This is a genomic window from Halomonas sp. TD01 (assembly GCF_923868895.1).
GTDB lineage: Bacteria > Pseudomonadota > Gammaproteobacteria > Pseudomonadales > Halomonadaceae > Vreelandella.
In genome coordinates this window covers 3,311,738-3,335,337 of the sequence record NZ_OV350343.1, presented here as the reverse complement: position 1 = coordinate 3,335,337, position 23,600 = coordinate 3,311,738, and the positions used below count along the sequence as shown (strand labels likewise).

The window sequence follows — 23,600 nt, the reverse complement described above, 5'->3', positions numbered from 1 at the left end:
AGCATCTAAAGCCGCCACCGCCCCGTACTGCGCCGGCGGCTTCCCTTAGAGGGTGCAGTAAGCAGACCATGCCCTGCATACGCATGGGTAAGCGCGATAGCTAACGCATCTGCGGCGTCAGCCTGAGGCGTCGAAGAGAGCTGTAGAATAGCAGTGACCATATGCTGTACTTGACTTTTATCTGCGCCCCCCTGGCCAGTAACGGCTTGTTTGATTTGCCTTGCTGCGTATTCTGCAATGTTCAGCCCATGATTCGCGATGCAGACGAGAGCCGTGCCCCGTGCTTGACCAAGCTTCAGCGCTGAATCGGGATTTTTAGCCATAAAGACTCGCTCAATGGCGACCGCATTAGGCCGATGCAGCCCAACTACTTCACTTAAGCCTGCATAAATTTGTGCCAAGCGCTGCTCTAACGGGCCATCGGTCGTTCTAATACAGCCACTGGCAACATAATGAGGCTTAACACCCACTAAATCGATGACGCCATAGCCCGTGATACGCGAACCTGGGTCGATACCCAAAATCCGAATAGTGGGAGCGGGCTGCTTTTCATCCATGTCACCTTTCCTATTGATAGCGAACTGTTACGTGCGCATTTTATGCAAACAAAAACACCGACGCCTAAACGTCGGTGCTGAGCTAAAAAGCAGCGTTAGCAATTATTCGCTGGCGGTCTCTGCTTTGGCTTTTTGGCGCAGACGGATGTTTAAGTCTTTCAACTGATCTGCACTGACTTCACCTGGTGCGTCAGTCATTAAACAGCCGGCACTTTGGGTTTTCGGGAAGGCAATAACTTCACGAATTGTCTTAGCTCCAGCCATCAGCATGACTAGGCGATCCAAGCCGAACGCTAGGCCACCATGGGGAGGCGCGCCGTATTGAAGAGCATCCAGCAGGAAGCCAAACTTTTCTTGTGCTTCCTGTTGACCAATGCCCAAAATTTCAAAGACAGTGCTCTGCATGGTTTGATCGTGAATACGAATGGAGCCACCACCCAGCTCGGTTCCGTTAAGCACCATATCGTAAGCACGCGACAAGGCATTCGCTGGGTCAGCTTTAAGCGCTTCTGGCGAGCAAGAAGGTGCGGTAAACGGGTGATGTAACGGGCTCAGGCGACCGTTGTCGTCCGCTTCAAACATCGGGAAATCGACAACCCATAACGGAGCCCAGGCTTGGGTGTAAAGCTCAAGGTCAGCACCTAACTTGACGCGTAATGCTCCAATTGCCTCATTGACGATGCGAGCTTTATCCGCACCAAAGAAAATGATGTCGCCATCCTCAGCGCCTACACGATCAAGCAGCTCTTCGACAACATTTTCCATGAACTTAACAATGGGTGATTGAAGACCTTCAAGCCCTTTCGCACGCTCGTTGACTTTAATCCACGCCAGCCCTTTCGCACCGTAAATACCAACGAATTTAGTATATTCGTCGATTTCTTTACGAGACAATTTGGCGCCACCCGGGACTTTTAGTGCCGCAACACGACCATCTTCCGCACTTGCTGGGCCAGAGAAGACTTTGAAATCAACCTGTTGCATCAGATCATCAACATCAGCCAACTCTAACGGGATGCGTAGATCCGGCTTATCAGAGCCAAAGCGATCCATTGCTTCTTGCCAGGTCATCCTCGGGAAGTCAGGGAGCTCAACGCTTAGCACTTCCTGGAAGAGTTGACGAATCATGGCTTCGGTAATGCCCATGATGTCGTCTTCTTCAACAAAAGACGCCTCGATATCGATTTGCGTAAACTCAGGCTGGCGATCAGCTCGCAGGTCTTCATCACGAAAACATTTAGCGATCTGGTAGTAGCGATCAAAACCGGCCACCATTAACAGCTGCTTAAATAGCTGAGGCGACTGAGGTAGTGCAAAGAAGCTACCTGCATGTGTTCGGCTAGGAACGAGGTAGTCGCGGGCACCTTCCGGCGTTGCGCGAGTCAATACCGGCGTTTCAATATCCAGGAAACCTTGATTTTCCAAATAGGCGCGAACGTTATGAGAAATACGCGAACGCAAGCGTAGCTTCTCAATCATATCCGGGCGACGAAGATCAATATAGCGGTGCTTTAAGCGAACTTCTTCACCTACTTTATTATGCTCATCTAGCTGAAAAGGCGGTGTGGCAGCCGTATTGAGTACTTCCACCTCTTTCGCTAATACCTCAATCATGCCGGTCGGCATGTTGGGGTTTTGCGTTCCTTCAGGGCGCAGCCGGACACGGCCAGTAATACGAAGCACGTACTCACTGCGAGCACGGTCAGCATTAGCAAATGCCTCGGCGGTATCAGGGTCGACAACGAATTGAGCGATGCCATCGCGATCGCGCATATCCAAAAAGATGACCCCACCGTGGTCACGGCGGCGATGAACCCAACCGCAGACAGTGACCGTTTGTTCCACCAAAGTTTCGTTAAGCTGGCCGCAATAATGGCTGCGCATGTCTAATCCTGTTCTGTTTCGTGGCAATGAGATTGTCGTGGGTCGTTCTGACCCTGACAACCGCGGCTAAGCCGCGGCGCCCTTTTTCGTTGGTGTGCTACTGGTATCGCTTGTGGCACCAGTGCTGGAAGTAGATTGGCCTTCTGCAGCCAAGTTTTTCTTACTTCCTGTTTTAAAATCGGTTTCATACCAACCGCCGCCAGCAAGACGGAAACCAGCCGCTGAGACCAAGCGTTCAAGGCTTGCTCGCTGGCACGCTGGGCAATCCTTAAGCGGATCCGCGCTGATTTTCTGCAATTTTTCCATGCGATGACCGCAGGCCTTGCACTCGTACTCATAGATGGGCATGTTGATAACTCCTGAAAAGCTCAACTCCGACAGGCTAAATTTATATAGACTAGCGGCAAATCTAATGGTTGCCAGGCAGAAAATATGTGGGCTGCCGGGATAAATTCCAAGACTGCGGTTGATAGAGCGACACATTATACCCTTTTGTGCCCCCTGCTGAGCAAGGCCAAGCGCTTTTCAGCAGATAATGGAGAAAAGAAACATGCCCAATGCGGTAATGCTGGATGCCGAGAGCTTAGGCGCGGATATTGATCTAACAGCAATTCGACACATTGTTAGTCATCTAGATGTGTATCAGCAAAGCACTTCGGAGCAGGCAGGTGAGCGCTTGGCAGATGCGGACATCGCGATCGTCAACAAGGTCATGCTAAATGCTGAAACACTGGCAAGCCTGCCTAAACTCAAGCTTATATGTGTGCTGGCTACAGGGCTTAACAACATTGATATCACTACTGCTAAAGCCCAAAATATTATTGTAAAAAACGTCACCGCCTACGGCACGGCTAGCGTTTCTCAGCACTCACTGATGCTTATGCTGGCATTAGCAAATCGATTGCCACGTTATCAAGCCGACATTGCTCGTGGAGAGTGGCAGCGCAGCGATTTCTTTTGCTTACAAAGCCACTCGACGCTGCAGCTTTCGGGTAAGCATCTGGTAATGGTAGGTCAAGGTGAGCTTGGCTCAGAAGTGGCGCGTTTAGCCGAAGCGTTTGGGATGAAGGTTACATTTGCCGCTCGGCCTGGAAATGAATTAGACGATAAACGGCCCTCTCTTGATGACTTATTACCAACGGCAGATATTATCAGCTTGCACTGCCCGCTTAACGAGACAACTAAGCACCTTATTAATCGCACACGATTGATAAACGCAAAACCATCATTGCTACTAATCAACTGTGCCCGAGGCGGTATCATCGATGAAGAAGCCGCGCTTGAGGCGCTTCGCGATGGCAAGATTGGTGGATTAGCGGTTGATGTGCTTCCCACAGAGCCGCCGAAAGAAGGACACCCTCTATTAGCAGCATTAGCCGAAGGCGAAGCACTCAATTTGATCGTGACCCCTCACAATGCCTGGATCACTCCTGAGGCTCGCCAGAACATTGTAGCGCTAACTGCTGATAATATTAAGCAATGGCAAAACGAGGCGAGCTGATTAAGCACTGATTAATAGGTGGCGAAATGATCAGGGGCGCGGTGGTTATCCAGCACTTCAATGGTGACATGGGTTACCTGCGCTCCTTTTGGCCCTTCCCATAACCATTCAGTTAGCACAGATACGGCATCAGAATTGCCGCATAGCAATACCTCGACACGCCCATCGGCTAGATTTTTGGCATACCCCGTCAGCCCCCGCTGCAGCGCTTGTTCCTGTGTTGAACGCCGAAACCACACTCCCTGCACCTTCCCTGTCACATAGGCACGTACACAACAAGTAGACATAGATTGCCCTCTTAGTGCTTGTAGAATTCAGTCTGATAAATGCCCAGACTGAATTCTGTTAATCCCCATTCTTCTCAAACGGGTTTTCTTCGGGTTTGGCTCCCCACCAGCCTGTTTAAACCAGCTCTCGCTTCACTAGCACTGCACTATTACGTGGCACTAATGGGCGTCCACGACGGAGTAGCAAAGAGCGAGTAAAAGCAGCGCCAAATAGTAAAATTAATGAGCTGTAATATACCCATAGCAAAATCATGACGACAGAGCCCGCTGCGCCATAGGTAGACGCTGTGGCGGTATATGCCAAATATATAGCGATAACGCTGCGCCCAATTGTGAACAGCACAGAGGTTACTACCGCGCCAATCAGCACATCTTGCCAATGGAGAACAACATCTGGCAATACCTTGAAAATAGTAGCGAACAACAATGTCACCATCGCTAGTGAGATTAGCGACTCAAGCGATGTGGTTAATAAACTGGCATAGGGTAATAAATTACCTGCTCCATGGAGCATACCCCGTAAGATGACTCCCAGCACTAACGATACCAGTAGGATGAAGCCAATAGACAAAACGACCGTTAAGGAAAGTAAACGATTTTTTATGAAGATAAACGCGCTATTTGAGGTGGGCTTTGCAGTAACGCCCCAAATGGTATTGAGCGAAAATTGCATCTGTGCAAATACGGTCGTGGCACCCACCAACAAGGCCACAAAGCCAAGTATTGTCGGTAAGATACCTGACTCCTCGATGCGTGACTGGGCGACAGCCTGCTCAATCGCGAACGCTGCTTCAGCTCCTAAAGTATCCTGGAGTTGTGCAACAATTTGGCCTTGAGCAGCATCTTCACCTAGCACCACGCCAATGACCGTTACCGCTATAATAACGGTAGGCGCCAAAGAGAACAGTGTGTAAAACGCTAATGAACCTGCATAGCTGAAAGCATTTCGTTCAAGCCATAACGCCGTTGCATCTTGAACCACGTTCCACCAAAAAATGATCGTTTTTTTCAGCATATTCATTCCCTTAACAAAAAAGTTTCCCTATCAAGCACCAACGCAAGATACTTCCGACAATCATACCGAACTAAAGCGTTGAGCGCAGGTGAAGACACATTGCGCGCCTTAACAGCCCACTTCATAATGGCCCTCCTTTCTCTCCTACGACCAAGGAAGCGTTATGAATTCGGATGCTGTTGAATCTGCTACGGCTTACGACTTTGATTGCTTGGTGTTTATTGGTCGTTTTCAGCCTCCCCATCTTGGCCACCTGGCCATTATCCGTGAGGCGTTAAAACAGGCACGCCAAGTCATCGTATTAGTGGGCTCGGCTTGGCAGGCGCGCTCGTTGCGCAACCCTTGGAATTTCGATGAGCGTCAAGTAATGATTCGCTCTGGGTTTGATGATCAAGACAATCAACGCCTGGAAATCACGCCTCTACTTGACGCGCTTTACAACGACGATGTGTGGGTACGTGATGTGCAGCGCAAAGTGCGTGACTTGGCTTCGCCTGCAAACGCTCGCTTACCTCGTATTGGCTTGATTGGTGCAAGCAGGGGGCAATCCAGCTACTATTTGTCGCTTTTTCCTCAATGGGAGTCCGTTAGTGTTCCACTCGTTGAGGGTATTTCAGCGAGTCAAATACGCGAGCGGCTGTTTCGCTCACCCGGTTCTACCGATGACTATTTGAGCACAGGCGCTTACCACGATTTACCGCCCGAAGTCGTCAAAAGCGTTGATAGGTTTTGCAAAGGTATTGCCTACCACCGCTTGCTGGAAGAGCAACAGCTACTGGATCAATATAAGCAAGCTTGGGCACAAGCCCCTTATCCGCCCATTTTCGTGACCGTTAATGCGGTTGTCGTCCAATCGGGACATATTCTGCTAGTAAAGCGAACAGCTGCGCCGGGCAAAGGACTTTTTGCATTACCCGGAGGCTTCATAAACCCCCATGAGCGCTTATTAGACGCTTGCTTAAGGGAGCTCCGTGAACGCTTAAGGCTAAAAGTGCCCGAGCCCGTTTTAAAAGGCTCGCTACGCGGACAACGCCTGTTTGATGAACCTCATCGCAGTTGGCGAGGACGAACGTTAGCGGAAGCCTTTTATTTTGCTCTCAGGCCGGATCAACAGCTACCTCGTTTAAAGCCAGTCAAAGGCGGCGATCATGCCCGCTGGGTCGCTCTTGCTGATTTAGAACCTGAAAGCTTGTTTGAAGATCACTTTTTTATCATTCAAAACTTTCTCGGTTTACCGGCAGATTTAGGTACATTTTAAGATATAAGGGTTTTCCTAGACTTTCTGCAGGCTATGCCTGCAGAAAATCGCGTGGCAGCTTCATCATTTGACGCCAAAGACGCTCGACACCGGGTTTATGGACTAACGAACAACGGTAAAGTCTAATTTCTAAAGGAATATCCCAGTTTTCATCCCCAGCTCTTACTAATTTTCCAGTTTTGAGCTCTTCACGAATACAAAAATCAGGAATCCAAGCGATGCCCACTCCTTGAAGAACCATGCCTTTTAATCCTTCCGCCATAGCTGTTTCATAAACCGTGCGAAGCTTCAATCGTAGTGGGTCGTTTTTAAGCAACATTCGTACGCTTCGCCCTAGGAATGCGCCCTGCGTATAAGCTAAATAAGGAATTGAGCTGTCATTTTGAATTGAGAAAAGCGGTTGGCCGTGTTCATCCGGCAGCGAGACCGGCAACATTTTCACTTGGCCAATAGAAAAAGAGGGAAAGACTTCTGCGTCTAGCTGCATGGTGGCAAATGGGTCGTAGTATGCCAACATCAAATCACAGTTACCTTCGCGCAAAATATGGATAGCCTCGCCAACGTTCATGGCTACCAACCGAGTTGGCAGTTCACCTAAGCCTTTTTGTAGCCGAGAAATCCAAGGAGGGAAAAAACTCAGTGCCAACGAATGAGCCGCTACGATATCGAGAGCTTCATTCGCAATAGAAACCCCTCGAAGGTGGCTTAATGATTCGTTTAATTGTTCCACTAAATTTCGTGCGGTGATCAAAAACAGTTGACCCTCTGACGTCAGGCCAATCGGCGTCGTGGAACGATCGACTAAGATGACCCCTACCGCTTGTTCTAGCGCACGAATACGACGGCTGAACGCAGGCTGAGTGACGTGACGCTGCCTGGCAGATGCCGAAAAGCTTCGTGTATTGGCTAACGCAACGAAATCCTCGAGCCATTTTGTTTCTAAATTCACCCAAAACTCCTTGTGCCTAAATCGTTGTTAGCGGCGTGTAGGGTTATTATTGATTACTGAATAGGTGCGGTTAAATATGCCGCACGAGAAACCACTTTTTTCCACATTGGGCGTTGACTAATTTCGTCAATAGTAATGCGACGACACTGTGCAAAGTCTTGCTCTAGCATGGTATGTACCTTACTGGCAAAAGCTTGGCTGGGAATGAAAGCTGTTATCTCGAAATTAAGCCTAAATGACCGATTATCCAGGTTTATTGTGCCGACTGTTGCCGCACTGCTGTCAATAAGGATGACCTTTTGATGTAAAAACCCAGGGAGATAACGGTATATTTTAACGCCAGCTCTTAACATATCGGGTAGGAATGAAAATGCGGATAGAAACACAAGCAGATGATCAGGGCGCTCAGGAATCATAACGCGAACATCTACACCTCGCATTGCTGCCAGCCTAAGCGCATCCTGCACTCCTTGGTCTGGTACAAAATACGGGCTGGTTACCCAGAGTCTTTCATTAGCGCTATGAATTAGCTGTTGAATTAAAAGGCTAGCCGTATCCTGTTTATCAGCAGGGCCAGATGGCACTATAACCACGTGATGATCATCTTGTGGGTGACTTTCCGCATGCCAATTTAGGGTAATGACCTCCCCTGTTGCCCAGTGCCAATCTTCCCAAAAAGCTTCCTGTAGACCCAAAACACACGGCCCACTAAGCGCTAAATGCGTATCGCGCCAGGGACCATGACGTGGATTTTGCCCAAGGTATTCAACACCAACGTTAAAGCCACCAACCCAGCCCTGCTTACCATCCACTACTGCAATTTTGCGATGGTTGCGGAAATTAAGCTGAAAGCGATGTTTGAAGCCACGAGAAGAACGAAACGCTTTTACTTCTATGCCTTCTTTTATCATCTCATTTAAAAAACCGTCATTTAGTTTCCGGCTACCCACTTCATCGTACAGAAAATAAACACGCACGCCTCGTTGAGCAGCTTTAATTAAATGATGCTGGAATCGTTTACCTAAGGCATCGCTGCGTACAATAAAAAACTGTATCAGCAAATAATCTTTGGCTTGATCGATACCTTCAAAGAGGCTTGTGAAGGTAGCTTCACCATCAATTAATAAATCAGCACTATTGCCTTTAGTCAATGGCATCATGGCCAACTGCTCAACTGCCTGAATATCGGTACTCGCAGGTAATGAAAGGTGTGGCTTAATGTTATGTCGATAACGAATCAGTACTCTACGTAACACGTTATCTCGCGCCCCCCTTGCCGTTACATAACCATAGAAACGTGGGCGGCCAAAAAACCAATAAGCAGGTAGCGCTACATAAGGAAACGTTAACAGTGAAATAATCCAAGCCACAGCCCCTTGGGACGTTCTGCTAGACATGAGCGCCATGACCGCTGACACGATACCCAGTAGATGTATCAGCATAATGCTGGTCCCTAGCAACCATGAGGTCATTGCCTTTTCCTCGTTATGAAGTGAGCTGTTTATCGTATTATTTCACTGCTAATGCACAAAAGCCCCGCGAAAGACGGGGCTTATTTGTCACTGATTGCGGTTTTACGCCATCAGTATGCTACGCCTTTTGAGCGATGATCTCCTTCCATTTAGCAGGGCCTGTCTGATGGACGGAAGTTCCTTGGCTATCGACAGCAACCGTAACCGGCATATCTTCAACTTCAAATTCGTAGATTGCTTCCATACCCAGGTCTTCAAAACCAACGACACGGGACTTCTTAATTGCCTGGGCAACAAGGTAGGCAGAACCGCCGACAGCCATCAAATATACCGCTTCGTTATCTCGAATGGCATCAATAGCGGTCTGGCCACGTTCGGCTTTGCCAACCATACCTAGCAAGCCTGTCTCTTCAAGCATGGTGCGAGTGAATTTATCCATTCGGGTAGCGGTGGTCGGCCCTGCTGGGCCAACAACTTCATCACCTACTGGATCAACAGGACCCACGTAGTAAATAAAGCGACCTTTCATATCAACCGGCAACGGCTCGCCTTTGGCAATCATGTCCACCATACGTTTATGTGCTGCGTCACGGCCAGTTAAAAGCTTGCCGTTCAGCAGTAACGTATCACCCGGCTGCCAGGTTTTGACCTCGTCAGGCGTCACCGTATCAAGGTTAACGCGTTTGACGTTCTCGCCTGCTTCACGAGTAATTTCAGGCCAGTCTTCTAGCTTCGGCGCTTCAAGCGCGGCGGGACCACTGCCATCAAGCGTGAAATGTGCATGACGCGTGGCTGCACAGTTGGGGATGATTGCCACAGGTTTATTAGCCGCATGGGTTGGATAGTCTTTAACCTTGATATCCAGCACCGTGGTTAAACCACCTAAGCCTTGAGCACCGATACCGCTTTTATTCACTTTATCGAACAGTTCCAAACGTAGCTCTTCAGCACGGTTACTAGGACCACGCGCTTGCAGATCTTGGATATCGATAGGATCGAGTAGCGCTTCTTTGGCAATCATCATCGCCTTTTCGGCGGTGCCACCGATACCAATGCCCAGCATGCCGGGCGGACACCAGCCTGCGCCCATCTTAGGCAACTGTTCCATCACCCAGTCCACGACACTATCGGACGGATTTAACATCGCAAACTTCGATTTTGCTTCACTGCCACCGCCCTTCGCGGCCACATGAATATCAACCTTATCGCCAGGCACAATTGAGTGGTGAATAATCGCCGGCGTGTTGTCTTTGGTATTTGCCCGCTTGCCGTCTGGATCAGCGAGAACGGAAGCACGCAGCACGTTATCAGGCAACTGATAGGCACGGCGCACGCCTTCATTAATCATGTCATCAAGACTCAGCTCGGCGTCCCATGTGACGTTCATACCGACATGGACAAATACCGTCACGATGCCCGTATCTTGGCAAATTGGACGATGACCAGTAGCGCACATTCTTGAATTAATTAAAATCTGTGCAATCGCATCCTTTGCAGCAGGATTTTCTTCCCGCTCGTAGGCACCCGCCATTGCATCAATGAAATCTTTCGGATGGTAGTAAGAGATGTACTGCAGAGCATCGGCAACGCTCTGAATGACGTCGTCCTGGCGAATCACGGTCATGGACTAACAGCTCCTCGGTTATCGTCTTGGCTGCGACCTTGGTAATGGCCGTCTAGATGTACGGTAAGTATACCGTATTGGCCTTTATGCGGCAGCCACAACCACCACTAACCTGTCCCTGATCACTACGGCATTAGTCTGAGGCAAGAAAACGCTACATGAGATAACGGTATAAAATATTAATCTAAGTGCTGGCACGTCGGACACAAATATAGACGGCGCGAGCCAACCATCATCCGCTCTATAACCGAACCACAGCGATGACAAGAAAGTCCTGCACGTTCAAACACACTAAATCGCCATTGCCGGCGTGGCTCACCGGAAGCAATCGCTTGCTTAATCCATACGTCTCGATTTGTGACGCCCGCGTCTAAATACGCTTGACGCGTCGTTTTCACAATCATAGTGGCAAGCACGTCTAGCTGATTTTCCGTTAAGTCAAAAGGACGCTGTTTAGGGTGCAATTGAGATAAGAAAAGAATTTCAGAGCGCAAGTAGTTTCCCAGGCCAGCGACTAGCCCCTGATCAAGTAGCAACGCACCAAGGCTTCTGCGCCTAAACGCTGGATCCGTCAGGCGTTGTTTCACATCATCAGGAGAGACATTTTGGCTTAACAAATCAGGCCCAAGACGAGACAAGAAAGGATGATGGCTCAGCTCACTCTCATGCCACAACGAAACATCTGACGCGCTGTAAAGACTGGCCACCCTTCCCTCAGCAGTCAGCCGAACACGTAATGACCTTTTTGTGTTTGGCGGCTTATTTTCGCCATGTAGCTTCCAAACGCCGTAAAGCTGATTATGGGAATACAACACACGTAAGTCTGCAAAACGGATAAGCATGGCTTTGCCCCATGTATCCACTGCCTGGACCTGCTGACCAATCAGTGAGTCCGCCTGCCCGGCGAGTTCAGGAAATGCAAACCAGACGTCATCAAGATGTTTGCCACCTATCTGCTTCTCTATTCTATCCGCTGCACGGCGGATCTCGGGGCCTTCAGGCATCGTTTATCCCAGCGCCAGCTGTTTTTCTTGCATTTGATGAAGCTGGTCACGAAGTCTCGCCGCTTCTTCAAACTCCAGGTTTTGTGCGGCTTCAAACATGGCGTCTTCCAACTTACTGATGGCCCCCAGCAAATCATGTTTGCTCATCGTGGCCACATCATACTCAGCAGCACTTTCTGCCACTTTCCGCTCATTACCACGTCGGCGACTGCTCTTTTTGCCCGGTGCTTGGGCGGCTTCAAGAATATCTGCCACCGAGCGCGTCACCGTGGTTGGCGTAATACCATGTTCTTCGTTGTGAGCGGTCTGTTTTGCCCGGCGACGCTCGGTTTCATCAATTGCTTTTCGCATTGAATCAGTGATTCTGTCGCCGTATAAGATGGCTTTACCATGGGCATTACGGGCTGCACGACCAATGGTTTGAATCAGTGAGCGTTCAGCACGTAAGAAGCCCTCTTTATCCGCATCCAAGATGGCAACCAACGACACTTCGGGAATGTCTAAGCCTTCGCGAAGTAGATTGATCCCCACTAAAACATCGAATTTACCAAGGCGCAGGTCGCGAATGATTTCCACGCGCTCCACGGTGTCAATATCGGAGTGTAAATAACGCACGCGGATACCATGCTCATCAAAGTATTCGGTCAGGTCTTCTGCCATGCGTTTAGTCAGCGTAGTCACAAGAACACGCTCACCTACGGCGGTGCGCAAGCCAATTTCTGAGAGCAGGTCATCTACCTGGGTGCTGGCAGGACGAACTTCAATTTCTGGGTCTAACAATCCTGTTGGGCGCACCACCTGTTCAACAATTTGACTGGCATGCTCTGCTTCATACTTGCCTGGCGTTGCCGAAACGAAGATGGTTTGTGGGGAAATAGATTCCCACTCTTCAAATTTCATTGGGCGGTTGTCTAGCGCTGAAGGTAGCCGAAAGCCATATTCAACAAGGGTCTCTTTTCTAGAACGATCCCCCTTATACATGCCTCCCACCTGGGGCACGCTCACATGCGACTCATCAATAAACAGCAACGCGTCATCCGGCAGATAGTCGAAAAACGTTGGGGGTGGCTCGCCAGGCGCGCGTCCTGAAAGATAGCGTGAGTAGTTCTCAATGCCATTGCAGTAGCCAAGCTCTAGCATCATTTCAATATCGTAAAGGGTGCGCTGCTCTAATCGCTGGGCTTCAACCAAGCGCTCATGTTTGCGCATCCACTCAAGACGCTCTTTAAGCTCTGCTTTAATCGCGTCAATCGCACCTAAAATGGTTTCTCGCGGAGTGACATAGTGGGATTTCGGATAGATGGTCATACGTGGTACGTGGGTACGCACCTCGCCCGTTAATGGGTCAAACAGGCGAATAGAATCAACTTCGTTGTCAAACAACTCTACCCGCACTGCTTCTTCGTCAGAGTCCGCAGGAAAAATATCAATCACATCGCCACGCACCCGATAGGTGCCTCGGCGGAAATCCATATCGTTGCGAGTATATTGCAGCTCGGCTAAACGGCGTAAAAAGGCACGTTGGTCAATCAGCTCACCACGGGTAAAGTGCAGCCTCATTTTGAGGTACTGATCCGGATCCCCGAGACCATAGATCGCCGATACCGAGACAACGATAAGCGCATCACGACGCTCTAGCAGCGCTTTCGTGGCGGATAAGCGCATTTGCTCGATATGGTCATTTATTGAGGCATCTTTCTCAATAAAGGTGTCTGAAGAAGGCACATAGGCTTCCGGCTGATAATAATCGTAGTAAGAGACAAAATACTCTACCGCGTTATCCGGAAAAAACGATTTGAATTCACCATATAGCTGGGCAGCCAGCGTTTTATTGGGTGCCATTACGATCGTTGGTCGCTGCTGCTGCTGCACAACGTTTGCCATCGTGAACGTTTTACCCGAGCCAGTCACCCCTAATAAGGTCTGATGGGCAAGCCCCGACTCAAGCCCACCAATCAGGCTGCGTATCGCGGCGGGCTGATCACCAGCAGGCTTAAATTTGGACTGCAGCCGGAATTCCTTGCTCATCATTACTCCTTTAGAAGGAAGGTGAACTACTCGGTAAACGTGGAAATATCTACCGTCGCTTGGGTCATCAACCGCTGTATCGGGCAGCGGTGGCTAATATCTTCTAGCTTTGCCCGCTGCTCAGGATCATCAATACCGTGAAAAGTCATCGTCACGGCTAACTTATAGACACCTTTTCTTTCCTCACTATCATCGCGCTGCACTTTAACGGTGATGCCTTCCAGCGGCCACTCTTTGCGCTTGGCATACATTTGCACAGTAATCGCTTTGCAAGTGCCTAATGCGATATCAAAGTAATCATGTGGGTCAGGTGCACTGCCGTCACCTCCTACTACAGGCGGGACGTCGCCATACAAATCTTCCAAACCGTTCACTTCAATTCGTTGGCGAAATGTATGGTTACGTTCACTGATAATCGTGATTGGCTTATGCATCAGGATACCTTTATACCGAGGTTTAACTTCTCGACAGCTTTTATGAGCGTGTCACGCTTTGCTCGCCCCTCTACCTCGGCACCGTAGCGCCCTACCTCAGCACTATCGACACCATCGAGCATCATCAGCGCCGTGGTTATCTTATTCACCTGATCTGCCGTTGTAACACCTTGAAACGTTAATGATTGATATGCCATTCCTTGCCCTTTCCTACGCTGGAGTGAAGTAGGTACGCCGTTGAAAGCTATGCAAAACTGATACAGACGAAGAAGTCTAGCACGCGCTAGCGCCCTTGCAATCTGCAAGCAGTGCCCGCACCTTTGATACAAATACGATTACGTTACGTTTACTTTATCTTCCCTTATGGAGTCTATATGGCGACTGCTTCTTCGCTACTCAAGATGAACGGCTGCGTCCGTTTGCCTCACCTTGCCGCCTTGGATATCAAAGGAGCCGATGCTGAGAAATTCCTACAAGGGCAAACAAGCGCGCAGGTTAGTTTAGCCAATGGCTTTTTTGCGCCTCTAACTTGCTTTTGTACACCAAAGGGAAGAATGCTGGCTAATGCTCAACTGCTGAAAATCAGCAACGAACATTATAGGCTACTGCTAAGTACGTCACTGATTGATATGCTCGCCAGTCATTTAGCTAAATTTGCTGCTTTTTATCGCGTCGAATTACAGGCTCAGTCATCAATGATCATCGTAGGCGCCAGTGAAAGCGCCAACGAGGCTGCTCAAGCGTTTGGTTTGTCTCTCCCTGAGCGACCTTACACCCATCACAGCAATGCCCAAGTGACAGCCCTATGCCTGCCAGGCCTCGGGCGTTGGTTAATCAGCATAGAAAATTCTGCTGAGCAGAACGCCATTGAAATAAATGATAATGAAGATGCGTTTAACACGTGGCAATTAGAAGATATTCGCAGTGGTTTGGCATGGTTAACGGCCCCACAACAAGATCACTTTCTCCCACAGATGTTGAACTGGGAAGCACTGGGGGGAATTAGCTTTAAGAAAGGCTGCTATACAGGACAAGAAGTCGTCGCACGGGCGCATTTCCGTGGCCAAGTAAAGAAACGCTTAGTGCGTGTTACTGCCACTGCCAACAGCTTACCCCAGGTCGGTGACACATTAGTGGATGAACAGGATAAAGCAGTTGGTGAAGTCGTTAGCAGCGCGTTTAGCGATAAACAGCAAATTGAGCTGCTCGCCGTCGCGAGTACTAAAGCCATTGAAGCGCTAACCCCACTCTATTGGCAGGGGCACCCGCTAACACTCTGCGATCTTCCCTATGCCATTGAGCGTCTAGACCCCGAACAGCTGGCCAGCAGCCTAGTGGGAGTTTAAATGTGGCAGTTGAAATAACCGAATAGCGTTTGCGCTGCTCTGTGCCGCTATTTTCTCAAATGGCTGACGACGTAACTCTGCTACCACGCGAGCCACCTTCTCCAACCGGCTTGGCTCATTACGCTGGCCCTGATAGCCGCTAAGCGGCATATCGGGGCTGTCAGTTTCTAGCACAAAGCCATCATCGGGTAAGCGTGACACCACTTCACGAAGACGTAGTGCGCGCTCGTAAGTAATCGCCCCACCCAGGCCAAGGGTATAGCCTAAATCGAGAAACCTAGCGGCCTGCTCATAAGAACCTGAGAACCCGTGGATAAGCCCACCACTAGGAAGCGCCAACTGACGTAGCCGTTTGCTTACCAGATCATTAGCTTTTACGCAGTGCACCACAACAGGTAAACCGAACTGTTTAGCCAAGCGGAGCTGCGCATCGAAGTAGGCCCACTGTTTATCTAACGTTTCAGTAAAACGGCCATCGATACCACACTCACCTACTGCCACAAAACGTTTCCCCGCCTGGGCTTCCTGCTCTGCTAACAGCTGCTCCAGGGCGACTAAATCTTGATCAGAATGCTCATCGATAAAGTAAGGATGTAACCCTACGCATAGACTTATCTCTGACCGCACCCCCAGCGCCAAAACATTAGGCCATCGGTAACGGGTCGTTGATGGCACAACAAAGTGCTCGACACCCACCGCCTTGGCATTTTCGATGACTGCATCGCGATCATCGTCAAACGCCGCAAAATCCAGGTGGCAGTGGGCATCAATCAACATAGCAAGAGAAGCTAAATCAGTGCTCGCGGGTAGGCTGGAAGCGAATATCCGGCCAGCGCTCTTGGGTCATCTGCAGGTTGACCCGCGTTGGTGCAATATAGGTCAGGTAGCCGCCGCCATCGATAGCAAGGTTGGAACTCGCTTTGCGCTTAAACTCTTCTAACATCTTAGCGTCTTCGCAATAGACCCAGCGTGCGGTTTGTACATTGACCCCTTCATACAGACAGTCAACTTTGTACTCTTCCTTCAAACGGTGGGCCACCACATCAAACTGCAGCGTACCCACAGCGCCAAGAATCAGATCGTTGTTATCCATCGGCATAAAGACCTGAGTAGCGCCCTCTTCAGAGAGCTGCTGGAGACCCTTTTGCAGCGCTTTCATTTTTAGCGGATCTTTTAAACGAACACGCTTGAACAGCTCTGGTGCAAAGTGAGGAATACCGGTAAAGCGCATATCCTCGCCGACCGTGAAGGTATCGCCGATCTGAATCGTGCCGTGGTTGTGCAAGCCGATAATATCGCCTGGCCACGCTTCTTCCACCTGAGAACGGTCTGACGCCATAAACGTAAGGGCATCGGCAATTTTCACATCTTTGCCTATCCGCACGTGACGCATCTTCATATTCTTTTCGTACTTACCGGAACACACACGCAAAAAGGCAATGCGGTCACGGTGGTTGGGATCCATATTCGCTTGGATTTTAAATACGAAGCCGGTAAAACGGTCATCGTGAGCCGTTACTTCACGGGTATCTGTCTCACGTGGCTGAGGCGGCGGCGCATACTCAACAAACCCGTCCATCATTTCCCGCACGCCGAAATTACCCATTGCGGTACCAAAGTACACAGGCGACAGCTCACCACGGCGATAGGCATCAAGATCAAACTCATGGGAAGCACCACGTACCAACTCGACTTCCATGCGTAGCTCTTCAGCCTGCTCTTCGCCAAGCACAGCATCGACCTCCGGGCTATCCAGCCCTTCAATCCGCTTGTCATCTGGAATGCGGCTGCCTTGCCCCTGAGTATAAAGGTGAATGACATCGTTATAGAGGTGATAAACGCCTCTAAAGTGCCGCCCCATGCCAATCGGCCATGTCATTGGCGCGCACTGGATGTTTAGCACGGTTTCCACCTCGTCCATAACTTCGATCGGATCGCGAATATCGCGATCCATCTTGTTAATGAACGTAAGAATAGGCGTCGTGCGCAAACGGCACACTTCCATCAGCTTAATGGTGCGATCCTCAACACCTTTCGCCCCATCAATCACCATTAACGCGGAATCAACCGCGGTTAACGTACGGTAAGTATCTTCGGAAAAGTCCTCGTGCCCCGGAGTATCAAGCAAGTTCACGATACGCCCACCATAGGGGAACTGCATCACCGACGTTGTGACCGAGATGCCACGCTCTTGCTCCATCTTCATCCAGTCTGATGTCGCATGACGATCATTACGCTTGCTCTTAACAGAGCCAGCTAACTGGATTGCATTTCCGAACAACAGCATTTTTTCGGTGATGGTGGTTTTACCAGCGTCGGGGTGCGAAATAATCGCAAACGTACGGCGTAGTTCTGCTTCGCGCGCTAATTTGGCGTCAGACATGGAGTTCTCTAAAATGGTAAAACGTTATGACTGCGGTGGCGCCTTACTTATCGGCGTTTATATGGGTATATGGTAACGCAACTAGGCCGCTGCGGCATACCATGGATACCAAAGGGGTGATCAAGAAGATAACCACTCGCATAATCAAAAAGAAGGGCCTGCCAAGTAGCTAGGAAAATCGCGAAGGGAGCTTGACGGAATATATGAAGAAGCGCCGAGCTGGTCGGCGCTTCTGTGTAGCGTTGATTTCTGCTTGGCTAAGCGTAAGTGTTAACTTGCGTACCCACGCTGCCCTCTTGGGCAAGGTCTGGCTGAGACCCCATGTTAGCAGAGGCAAGTACTTCCGACACTTGCTGTGCTTGCATATCAAGAGACTGCTTAAAAAGCTGCATCTGTGCTTGTTCAGCAGATTGTGCTTGATTCATATAGAGTGCGGTGCTCACTGCGTTGCTTACGGCAACATCCATCTTTCACCTCACAGTTTTGCGGTATGTTGCTCCAAAATAGCAAACATCATGCTTTACTACCAAACATCTCTCCTATTAAACACTTAGGAAACGGCTACATGCTATTTTAGAAACGGTCAGCCCTAAAAGGAGCCATGTCAATCTCAGTCGGCTTACCTTCCATCATATCCGCCAGTAATTGCCCAGTGGCAGGGCCTAGGGTGAATCCCTGATGTCCATGCCCAAAAGCTAACCATAAGCCACGATGTTTAGGAGCTGGCCCAATAACAGGCTTCATATCAGGCAAACAGGGCCGCGCACCCTTCCAGGCAGCCGCATCTCGGCGCTCCCCAATCGGGAAAACTGAACGGGCAACTTTTTCTGCATCAGCTAACTGTTGCTCATCTGCTGGCGACTCAAGGCGATCAAGTTCGGCCCCTGTAGTCAAACGAACACCTGCGTTCATTGGAGCAAGTAGATATCCCACTTCGGCATCCATCAACCAGTAGTGTAGCTTCGCAGAAGGCTGCGTAGCGTAATGCATATGGTAGCCACGCTTAACAAAGGTGGGGAAATGATAGCCTAAACCTTTCAGCCAATTACCCGCCCAAGGCCCCAGAGCAACAACCACCTCATCTACCTCTAAACTTTCTGAAGCAGTATCAATGTGCCAGCGCTCGCCCTGCTGCTGAACCCCCTGAATATCGGTTTGCAGGATACGCCCACCTTGTTGGACAAAAGCTTCTGCATAAGCGGCAACTAAACCACCTGGATCGGCAACTGTCCAAGGGTCAAGCCAGTGAATAGCGCCTGTAATGTCACTGCTTATATCAGGCTCTTTCTCAACCAGTGCCTCACGGTCTAAAACAGCAAATTGAACGCCGTAATGATCGCGCGCCTCCTCCGCCTCTTTCACCCGCTGAGCAAGTTTACTGGGAGTGCGATAGATCTCCAGCCAGCCTTCCCGGCGAACTAAATGATCAGCATTGGCCGCTTCGATCATGGGGCCATGAGTCTTTAAGCAGAGCTGTATCAATGACGCATACTCAGGCACGATTTTTTTATATAACCGGTTAGAGGAGTTATGCCAATAGCTTAACAACGGCGAAGCAGCATTAATCATGCCGGCAGGCCGATAGCGAATATCAACACGTTTGTTTGGCAGCACGCTCAGTATGGTTTTCATATCCCGTGGGAAAGGATAGGGACGCACGGCTTCCCGCTGAATAATGCCGGCATTGCCGAAAGAGGTTTCACGGCCCGGCTGGCGACGATCAACCAGTGTTACTTGATGACCTCGCTGTTGCAGTTGCCAGGCAATGCTGACACCGACCATACCTGCCCCTAAAACCACCGTTTGACGCGCCATTGTGTTGCACTCCCTAGAAAAAATACCGACCACAGTTCAGATGATTGTTTTCAACGAATAACTTACTGAAAAATATCACCAAACAAACAGCTTTAACATAGCTCAAAAAACTGTTTTAAGGCCAAATATCAGCAATAAATTTTGCAACCACAAATAATACGGATGACTTCACTATTCGCGCCTTCAAGAGTATCAAAACGTGCTAGTGCTTCTTACTAAAAACCTTTTTAAACGGTTCATCAAGCACAAACTTGCACTGCATAGAGGTAGCATCGCGATATAAAGCCTAGGAAAAATCCGCAACAATATCAGATAGGGTAATTCATTTGGCGGGCAATAAATCAAAAGCAAAACCTAGGAAAGGTTTGCATAGAGAAAGAATAAGCTGAGAGGACGATTAAAATACGAGCGGCCAAAAACGCAAAAAAGCCGAACACGAGTCAGCTTAGTTTAAAACTTAATAAAGGGGATTGATAAAACGATGGAAAATAATGAGGTGATTAAATATTTAAGTTTAAAAAGGTTAATGGGGTGGATGATGGGGATCGAACCCACGACCACCGGAGCCACAATCCGGGGCTCTACCACTGAGCTACATCCACCACAACCTAAAACTGGTAATACGTATAATTAATACGCGTCATCAAATGGGGTGGATGATGGGGATCGAACCCACGACCACCGGAGCCACAATCCGGGGCTCTACCACTGAGCTACATCCACCATTGATGAAGTACTGACTTACATGCCTTACCGAATGCGTCCACTAAAAGCTTTTAATGGCACGCCCAGCAGGACTCGAACCCGCAACCTACGGCTTAGAAGGCCGTTGCTCTATCCGGTTGAGCTATGGGCGCACATAAAGCATTCTAAGAGACTGAATACTGATGAGCACTTGACCACAACCAATGTTTGGAAAAGCAAGTTACTACCTTCCGCGCTAGGTATGTGGTCGGGATGGAGGGATTCGAACCCCCGACATCCTGCTCCCAAAGCAGGCGCGCTACCAGACTGCGCTACATCCCGATTTCTTACCTTAGACGCTGCTGCATGTCCCGTCTCAAGCGAGGCATATATTACTATTTCTGAGTTTAAAGTCAACACCTAAAGTGATTGATTCGTTAGAAGCTTTGCCTTGTCGCCCTAGCGTGCGAAAATCAGCCCTTCTCGAAAGCCCGTGACCTCCTGCGCTCAGACACGCTTCCAGTAAACACCACGGCCTAAACTTAGTCACTTAGCTTCGCTTCTAACCTTCACAGGGATTCTATTACATGACCGCCCAACTTATCGATGGCAAAGCCATCGCCGCTAATGTCCGCCAGCAAGTTGCCGAGAAAATCAGCGCACGTCAGAAAGCTGGCGCGCGGGCACCTGGACTAGCTGTTGTTGTGGTCGGAGAAGACCCAGCCTCCCATGTCTATGTCAGTAACAAACACCGCGCCTGTGAGCAGGCTGGCATACTCTCCTTCCAGCATGCACTACCTGTTGATACACAGCAGCATGAATTAGAAGCGCTTGTCGATCAGTTAAACGACGATGCAACGGTTGACGGCATTCTTGTTCAACTGCCATTGCCAGAGCATTTAGATTCCCGCCCTATTCTTGAGCGAATTCGTCCAGACAAAGATGTCGACGGCTTTCACCCTTACAACATTGGTCGGCTGGCGCAACGCATGCCCTCGCTTAGGCCCTGCACACCTAAAGGCATCATGACCATGCTGATCCATAGTGGCATTGCCGTAAGGGGCTTAGATGCCACTGTAGTCGGCGCGTCTAACATTGTCGGCCGGCCAATGGCTTTGGAGCTGATGCTAGCAGGCTGCACTACAACGGTATGCCACCGTTTCACTCTACAGCTTGAGTCACACGTGCGCCGCGCTGACTTGGTTGTTGTGGCTGTCGGCAAACCCGGCATTGTCAAAGGGGAGTGGATCAAGCCGGGCGCCATCGTGATTGACGTTGGCATTAATCGCCAAGAAGACGGCACGCTCACCGGTGACGTTGATTTTAAAGCCGCAGCAGAACGCGCCAGCTTCATTACACCCGTGCCTGGCGGCGTTGGGCCGATGACCGTTGCCACACTGCTTGAAAACACGCTAGAAGCCGCTGAACGCCACGATAAAGGCTTAGGTCAGTAGTGTTACAAACGCCACTGCAGATAACGATTTCTTAAGGAGTAAACGCAAGTGCGACGTATTGGAATTATCGGCGCTATGGCGCAAGAAGTGAACATACTGGCGGGCCAGTTAGAAGACGCTGAACGCTACGAGCATGCTGGCTTCGTTTTTTATACGGGCACACGTCACGGCCTAGAAATTATTGTGTTGCAGTCTGGGATTGGTAAGGTCAACGCGGCGGTGGGTGCCGCGATTCTACTTGAGCGCCACCAGCCTGATGCAATTATTAATACCGGCTCCGCAGGCGGCTTTGCGTCTGATCTTAATATTGGTGATGTGATTATTTCGGATGAAGTTCGCCACCATGATGTGGATGCAGTGGTCTTTGGCTATGAGCTTGGTCAAGTACCTGGAATGCCCGCGGCCTACCAAGCAGACAAGCATCTTCGTGGTATTGCCCGCAACGCCATTGCAGCATTAGGCGAAGTTAATGTACGTGAAGGTCTCATCGCCACGGGTGATGCCTTTATGTCCGACCCCGAACGCGTCGCGACTACCCGTGAACAGTTCCCAACCATGTTAGCCGTAGAGATGGAAGGCGCTGCTATTGCGCAAACATGTCACCTCTACAACTGCCCGTTTGTGGTCATTCGCGCGCTTTCTGATATACCCGGAAGTGGTGACAACCACCTGTCATTCGAGCAGTTTTTAGACGTAGCAGCTGACCACTCATCACGGATGGTGGACCAGATGCTGATCGAGCTGGCAAAAAAATAGACGTAAGCAATAGCGCTTAAAGCTTGATAAAAAAACGGAGCCGTTCGGCTCCGTTTTTTGGGTCTGCTATCTAACAATACTGACTACGCTTTCAGCTTCCATGCAAGGCTCTCACCCGCCATTAACGGAATAATATGCTGGCCTGCTGTGTAAGGATAATACGCAGGCAGGCTCCATGAACGACGCTCCAAGGTAACCTTGTCAGCATTAGCTGGCAGCCCATAAAAACGTGGCCCATTGAGACTGGAAAACGCTTCTAGTTTGTCCAAGGCCTGCATTTCTTCGAATGCTGCTGCATAAAGCTCAATGGCAGCAGGCGCTGTATATGCCCCTGCACAACCGCAGCTAGATTCTTTGTCACCTTGGGCATGAGGTGCGCTGTCGGTGCCCAAAAAGAATTTAGGGCTGCCACTGGTCGCCGCTTTTAATAACGCCTGACGATGCTGCTCGCGTTTTAGAATAGGCAAGCAGTAATAGTGCGGGCGAATGCCGCCTGCCAGCATTTTGTTGCGGTTAAACAGCAGGTGATGAGCCGTAATCGTGGCAGCAACGTTATCAGGCGCAGCAGCGACAAACTCGGCAGCCTGTTGGGTCGTAATATGCTCAAACACTACCTTGAGATTAGGGTGTCTAGCCAAAAGCGGTTTCATAACCTGCTCAATAAACACCGCCTCTCGATCAAAAATATCAATCTCATGATTGGTCACCTCACCATGCACCAATAGAGGCATACCGACTTTCGCTAGCATCGCAATAGTGTCATCGCAGTGTGCAATGTCGGTAACGCCAGACGCAGAGTTGGTGGTAGCTCCCGCAGGGTAAAGCTTCACGGCCTTTACAACACCACTTTCAGCAGCACGCTCAATTTCTTCGGGGGGGGTCGTATCCGTTAAATAGAGCGTCATCAGAGGTTCAAAGGCACTCCCTTCTGGCAATGCTGCTAAGATTCGCTGCCGATACGCTAGCGCTTGAGCAGTCGTGGTTACCGGCGGTTTTAGATTAGGCATAATAATCGCGCGCCCCATTTGGGCGGCGGTATGACCTACCACAGCGCTTAGCGCCTCATCATCACGTAAATGAAGATGCCAATCATCGGGGCGAGTCAACGTAATAGCGTCCACGGCAAGTCCTGTGCAGAAATGAATCGAG

Annotated in this window: 22 protein-coding genes and 4 tRNA genes; 5 read left to right on the top strand and 21 right to left on the bottom strand. The window is 49.8% G+C overall.

Features of this window, described 5'->3' with window-relative positions; all coding sequences use genetic code 11:
• Window positions 1-5 precede the first annotated feature (5 nt).
• The 3 genes from ruvC to L1X57_RS15040 form a co-directional block, all read right to left on the bottom strand.
• Window positions 6-557, bottom strand: a complete 552-nt coding sequence (gene ruvC / locus L1X57_RS15050) for a crossover junction endodeoxyribonuclease RuvC (RefSeq protein ID WP_009724447.1) — start codon at window positions 555-557, stop codon at window positions 6-8.
• Between the two features lie 102 nt (window positions 558-659).
• Window positions 660-2,441, bottom strand: coding sequence for an aspartate--tRNA ligase (aspS, locus tag L1X57_RS15045; RefSeq protein WP_009724448.1), 1,782 nt, complete (start codon window positions 2,439-2,441; stop codon window positions 660-662).
• A gap of 66 nt (window positions 2,442-2,507) precedes the next feature.
• Window positions 2,508-2,789 carry an FmdB family zinc ribbon protein gene (locus L1X57_RS15040; RefSeq protein WP_009724449.1) on the bottom strand — a complete coding sequence of 94 codons (282 nt, stop codon included), beginning with the start codon at window positions 2,787-2,789 and terminating at the stop codon, window positions 2,508-2,510.
• A 202-nt stretch (window positions 2,790-2,991) separates the two neighbouring features.
• On the opposite strand from L1X57_RS15040, the gene L1X57_RS15035 reads away from it, so the two are divergent.
• Entirely contained in the window at window positions 2,992-3,942 is a 951-nt protein-coding gene (locus L1X57_RS15035; protein ID WP_009724450.1) for a D-2-hydroxyacid dehydrogenase, read from the top strand.
• Window positions 3,943-3,953: 11 nt separating this feature from the next.
• Here L1X57_RS15035 and L1X57_RS15030 read toward each other — a convergent pair whose 3' ends face one another.
• Together L1X57_RS15030 and L1X57_RS15025 are read right to left on the bottom strand one after the other, a co-directional pair.
• Window positions 3,954-4,229, bottom strand: coding sequence for an acylphosphatase (locus tag L1X57_RS15030; RefSeq protein ID WP_039869634.1), 276 nt, complete (start codon window positions 4,227-4,229; stop codon window positions 3,954-3,956).
• A gap of 115 nt (window positions 4,230-4,344) precedes the next feature.
• Window positions 4,345-5,244, bottom strand: coding sequence for a YihY/virulence factor BrkB family protein (locus tag L1X57_RS15025; RefSeq protein WP_039869637.1), 900 nt, complete (start codon window positions 5,242-5,244; stop codon window positions 4,345-4,347).
• Between the two features lie 163 nt (window positions 5,245-5,407).
• Here L1X57_RS15025 and L1X57_RS15020 point away from each other — a divergent pair, with 163 nt between their 5' ends.
• Window positions 5,408-6,502, top strand: a complete 1,095-nt coding sequence (locus tag L1X57_RS15020) for a bifunctional nicotinamide-nucleotide adenylyltransferase/Nudix hydroxylase (RefSeq protein WP_009724454.1) — start codon at window positions 5,408-5,410, stop codon at window positions 6,500-6,502.
• 31 nt (window positions 6,503-6,533) lie between these two features.
• On the opposite strand, the gene L1X57_RS15015 is transcribed toward L1X57_RS15020, so the two are convergent.
• The 7 genes from L1X57_RS15015 to L1X57_RS14985 form a co-directional block, all read right to left on the bottom strand.
• The gene (locus L1X57_RS15015) at window positions 6,534-7,451 is read right to left on the bottom strand and encodes a LysR substrate-binding domain-containing protein (protein WP_009724455.1); all 918 of its coding nucleotides are present in this window, start codon (window positions 7,449-7,451) and stop codon (window positions 6,534-6,536) included.
• Between the two features lie 53 nt (window positions 7,452-7,504).
• Complete coding sequence (gene cls / locus L1X57_RS15010; protein ID WP_009724456.1) at window positions 7,505-8,923, bottom strand: cardiolipin synthase; 1,419 nt, start codon at window positions 8,921-8,923, stop codon at window positions 7,505-7,507.
• 118 nt (window positions 8,924-9,041) lie between these two features.
• On the bottom strand, window positions 9,042-10,547 hold the full coding sequence (locus L1X57_RS15005) for a fumarate hydratase (RefSeq protein WP_009724457.1): 1,506 nt from the start codon (window positions 10,545-10,547) through the stop codon (window positions 9,042-9,044).
• A 179-nt stretch (window positions 10,548-10,726) separates the two neighbouring features.
• Window positions 10,727-11,551: an endonuclease VIII gene (gene nei / locus L1X57_RS15000; protein ID WP_009724458.1), complete on the bottom strand. Its 825-nt coding sequence runs from the start codon at window positions 11,549-11,551 to the stop codon at window positions 10,727-10,729.
• Window positions 11,552-11,554: 3 nt separating this feature from the next.
• Window positions 11,555-13,579 (bottom strand): excinuclease ABC subunit UvrB, encoded by a 2,025-nt coding sequence (gene uvrB / locus L1X57_RS14995; RefSeq protein ID WP_009724459.1) that lies wholly within the window; start codon window positions 13,577-13,579, stop codon window positions 11,555-11,557.
• Between the two features lie 26 nt (window positions 13,580-13,605).
• Window positions 13,606-14,013 (bottom strand): OsmC family protein, encoded by a 408-nt coding sequence (locus L1X57_RS14990; RefSeq protein ID WP_009724460.1) that lies wholly within the window; start codon window positions 14,011-14,013, stop codon window positions 13,606-13,608.
• Complete coding sequence (locus tag L1X57_RS14985) at window positions 14,013-14,210, bottom strand: hypothetical protein (RefSeq protein ID WP_009724461.1); 198 nt, start codon at window positions 14,208-14,210, stop codon at window positions 14,013-14,015. Before L1X57_RS14985 ends, L1X57_RS14990 begins: the two co-directional genes overlap by 1 nt.
• Before the next feature lie 177 nt (window positions 14,211-14,387).
• Between L1X57_RS14985 and ygfZ the strand changes: the two genes are divergently transcribed.
• Window positions 14,388-15,359: a CAF17-like 4Fe-4S cluster assembly/insertion protein YgfZ gene (gene ygfZ, locus L1X57_RS14980; RefSeq protein ID WP_009724462.1), complete on the top strand. Its 972-nt coding sequence runs from the start codon at window positions 14,388-14,390 to the stop codon at window positions 15,357-15,359.
• On the opposite strand, the gene L1X57_RS14975 is transcribed toward ygfZ, so the two are convergent.
• The 8 genes from L1X57_RS14975 to L1X57_RS14940 all read right to left on the bottom strand — a co-directional run bounded on the left by L1X57_RS14975 (window position 15,345) and on the right by L1X57_RS14940 (window position 20,583).
• On the bottom strand, window positions 15,345-16,136 hold the full coding sequence (locus L1X57_RS14975; protein ID WP_009724463.1) for a TatD family hydrolase: 792 nt from the start codon (window positions 16,134-16,136) through the stop codon (window positions 15,345-15,347). The genes ygfZ and L1X57_RS14975 overlap by 15 nt on opposite strands.
• Window positions 16,137-16,152: 16 nt before the next feature.
• Complete coding sequence (locus tag L1X57_RS14970) at window positions 16,153-17,742, bottom strand: peptide chain release factor 3 (protein ID WP_009724464.1); 1,590 nt, start codon at window positions 17,740-17,742, stop codon at window positions 16,153-16,155.
• 257 nt (window positions 17,743-17,999) lie between these two features.
• On the bottom strand, window positions 18,000-18,209 hold the full coding sequence (locus L1X57_RS14965) for a putative motility protein (protein ID WP_009724465.1): 210 nt from the start codon (window positions 18,207-18,209) through the stop codon (window positions 18,000-18,002).
• A 106-nt stretch (window positions 18,210-18,315) separates the two neighbouring features.
• Window positions 18,316-19,557 (bottom strand): NAD(P)/FAD-dependent oxidoreductase, encoded by a 1,242-nt coding sequence (locus tag L1X57_RS14960; protein ID WP_009724466.1) that lies wholly within the window; start codon window positions 19,555-19,557, stop codon window positions 18,316-18,318.
• Window positions 19,558-20,084: 527 nt separating this feature from the next.
• Window positions 20,085-20,159, bottom strand: a tRNA-His gene (locus tag L1X57_RS14955).
• 46 nt (window positions 20,160-20,205) lie between these two features.
• Window positions 20,206-20,280, bottom strand: a tRNA-His gene (locus L1X57_RS14950).
• A 57-nt stretch (window positions 20,281-20,337) separates the two neighbouring features.
• A tRNA-Arg gene (locus tag L1X57_RS14945) sits at window positions 20,338-20,414 on the bottom strand.
• A 92-nt stretch (window positions 20,415-20,506) separates the two neighbouring features.
• Window positions 20,507-20,583 (bottom strand) — tRNA-Pro (locus L1X57_RS14940).
• A 245-nt stretch (window positions 20,584-20,828) separates the two neighbouring features.
• Between L1X57_RS14940 and folD the strand changes: the two genes are divergently transcribed.
• Both folD and mtnN read left to right on the top strand, forming a co-directional pair.
• Complete coding sequence (folD, locus tag L1X57_RS14935) at window positions 20,829-21,695, top strand: bifunctional methylenetetrahydrofolate dehydrogenase/methenyltetrahydrofolate cyclohydrolase FolD (protein ID WP_009724467.1); 867 nt, start codon at window positions 20,829-20,831, stop codon at window positions 21,693-21,695.
• Window positions 21,696-21,743: 48 nt separating this feature from the next.
• Window positions 21,744-22,451, top strand: coding sequence for a 5'-methylthioadenosine/S-adenosylhomocysteine nucleosidase (gene mtnN / locus L1X57_RS14930; protein WP_009724468.1), 708 nt, complete (start codon window positions 21,744-21,746; stop codon window positions 22,449-22,451).
• An 83-nt stretch (window positions 22,452-22,534) separates the two neighbouring features.
• Here mtnN and pyrC read toward each other — a convergent pair whose 3' ends face one another.
• Complete coding sequence (pyrC, locus tag L1X57_RS14925; RefSeq protein ID WP_009724469.1) at window positions 22,535-23,572, bottom strand: dihydroorotase; 1,038 nt, start codon at window positions 23,570-23,572, stop codon at window positions 22,535-22,537.
• Window positions 23,573-23,600 lie beyond the last annotated feature (28 nt).

What these genes read in the sequence shown, in the direction of transcription:
- ruvC (WP_009724447.1), bottom strand. Translation starts at nt 557, where the DNA reads ATGGATGAAAAGCAGCCCGCTCCCACTATTCGGATTTTGGGTATCGAC.
- aspS (WP_009724448.1), bottom strand. Translation starts at nt 2,441, where the DNA reads ATGCGCAGCCATTATTGCGGCCAGCTTAACGAAACTTTGGTGGAACAA.
- L1X57_RS15040 (WP_009724449.1), bottom strand. Translation starts at nt 2,789, where the DNA reads ATGCCCATCTATGAGTACGAGTGCAAGGCCTGCGGTCATCGCATGGAA.
- L1X57_RS15035 (WP_009724450.1), top strand. Translation starts at nt 2,992, where the DNA reads ATGCCCAATGCGGTAATGCTGGATGCCGAGAGCTTAGGCGCGGATATT.
- L1X57_RS15030 (WP_039869634.1), bottom strand. Translation starts at nt 4,229, where the DNA reads ATGTCTACTTGTTGTGTACGTGCCTATGTGACAGGGAAGGTGCAGGGA.
- L1X57_RS15025 (WP_039869637.1), bottom strand. Translation starts at nt 5,244, where the DNA reads ATGCTGAAAAAAACGATCATTTTTTGGTGGAACGTGGTTCAAGATGCA.
- L1X57_RS15020 (WP_009724454.1), top strand. Translation starts at nt 5,408, where the DNA reads ATGAATTCGGATGCTGTTGAATCTGCTACGGCTTACGACTTTGATTGC.
- cls (WP_009724456.1), bottom strand. Translation starts at nt 8,923, where the DNA reads ATGACCTCATGGTTGCTAGGGACCAGCATTATGCTGATACATCTACTG.
- L1X57_RS15005 (WP_009724457.1), bottom strand. Translation starts at nt 10,547, where the DNA reads ATGACCGTGATTCGCCAGGACGACGTCATTCAGAGCGTTGCCGATGCT.
- nei (WP_009724458.1), bottom strand. Translation starts at nt 11,551, where the DNA reads ATGCCTGAAGGCCCCGAGATCCGCCGTGCAGCGGATAGAATAGAGAAG.
- uvrB (WP_009724459.1), bottom strand. Translation starts at nt 13,579, where the DNA reads ATGAGCAAGGAATTCCGGCTGCAGTCCAAATTTAAGCCTGCTGGTGAT.
- L1X57_RS14990 (WP_009724460.1), bottom strand. Translation starts at nt 14,013, where the DNA reads ATGCATAAGCCAATCACGATTATCAGTGAACGTAACCATACATTTCGC.
- L1X57_RS14985 (WP_009724461.1), bottom strand. Translation starts at nt 14,210, where the DNA reads ATGGCATATCAATCATTAACGTTTCAAGGTGTTACAACGGCAGATCAG.
- ygfZ (WP_009724462.1), top strand. Translation starts at nt 14,388, where the DNA reads ATGGCGACTGCTTCTTCGCTACTCAAGATGAACGGCTGCGTCCGTTTG.
- L1X57_RS14975 (WP_009724463.1), bottom strand. Translation starts at nt 16,136, where the DNA reads ATGTTGATTGATGCCCACTGCCACCTGGATTTTGCGGCGTTTGACGAT.
- L1X57_RS14970 (WP_009724464.1), bottom strand. Translation starts at nt 17,742, where the DNA reads ATGTCTGACGCCAAATTAGCGCGCGAAGCAGAACTACGCCGTACGTTT.
- L1X57_RS14965 (WP_009724465.1), bottom strand. Translation starts at nt 18,209, where the DNA reads ATGGATGTTGCCGTAAGCAACGCAGTGAGCACCGCACTCTATATGAAT.
- L1X57_RS14960 (WP_009724466.1), bottom strand. Translation starts at nt 19,557, where the DNA reads ATGGCGCGTCAAACGGTGGTTTTAGGGGCAGGTATGGTCGGTGTCAGC.
- folD (WP_009724467.1), top strand. Translation starts at nt 20,829, where the DNA reads ATGACCGCCCAACTTATCGATGGCAAAGCCATCGCCGCTAATGTCCGC.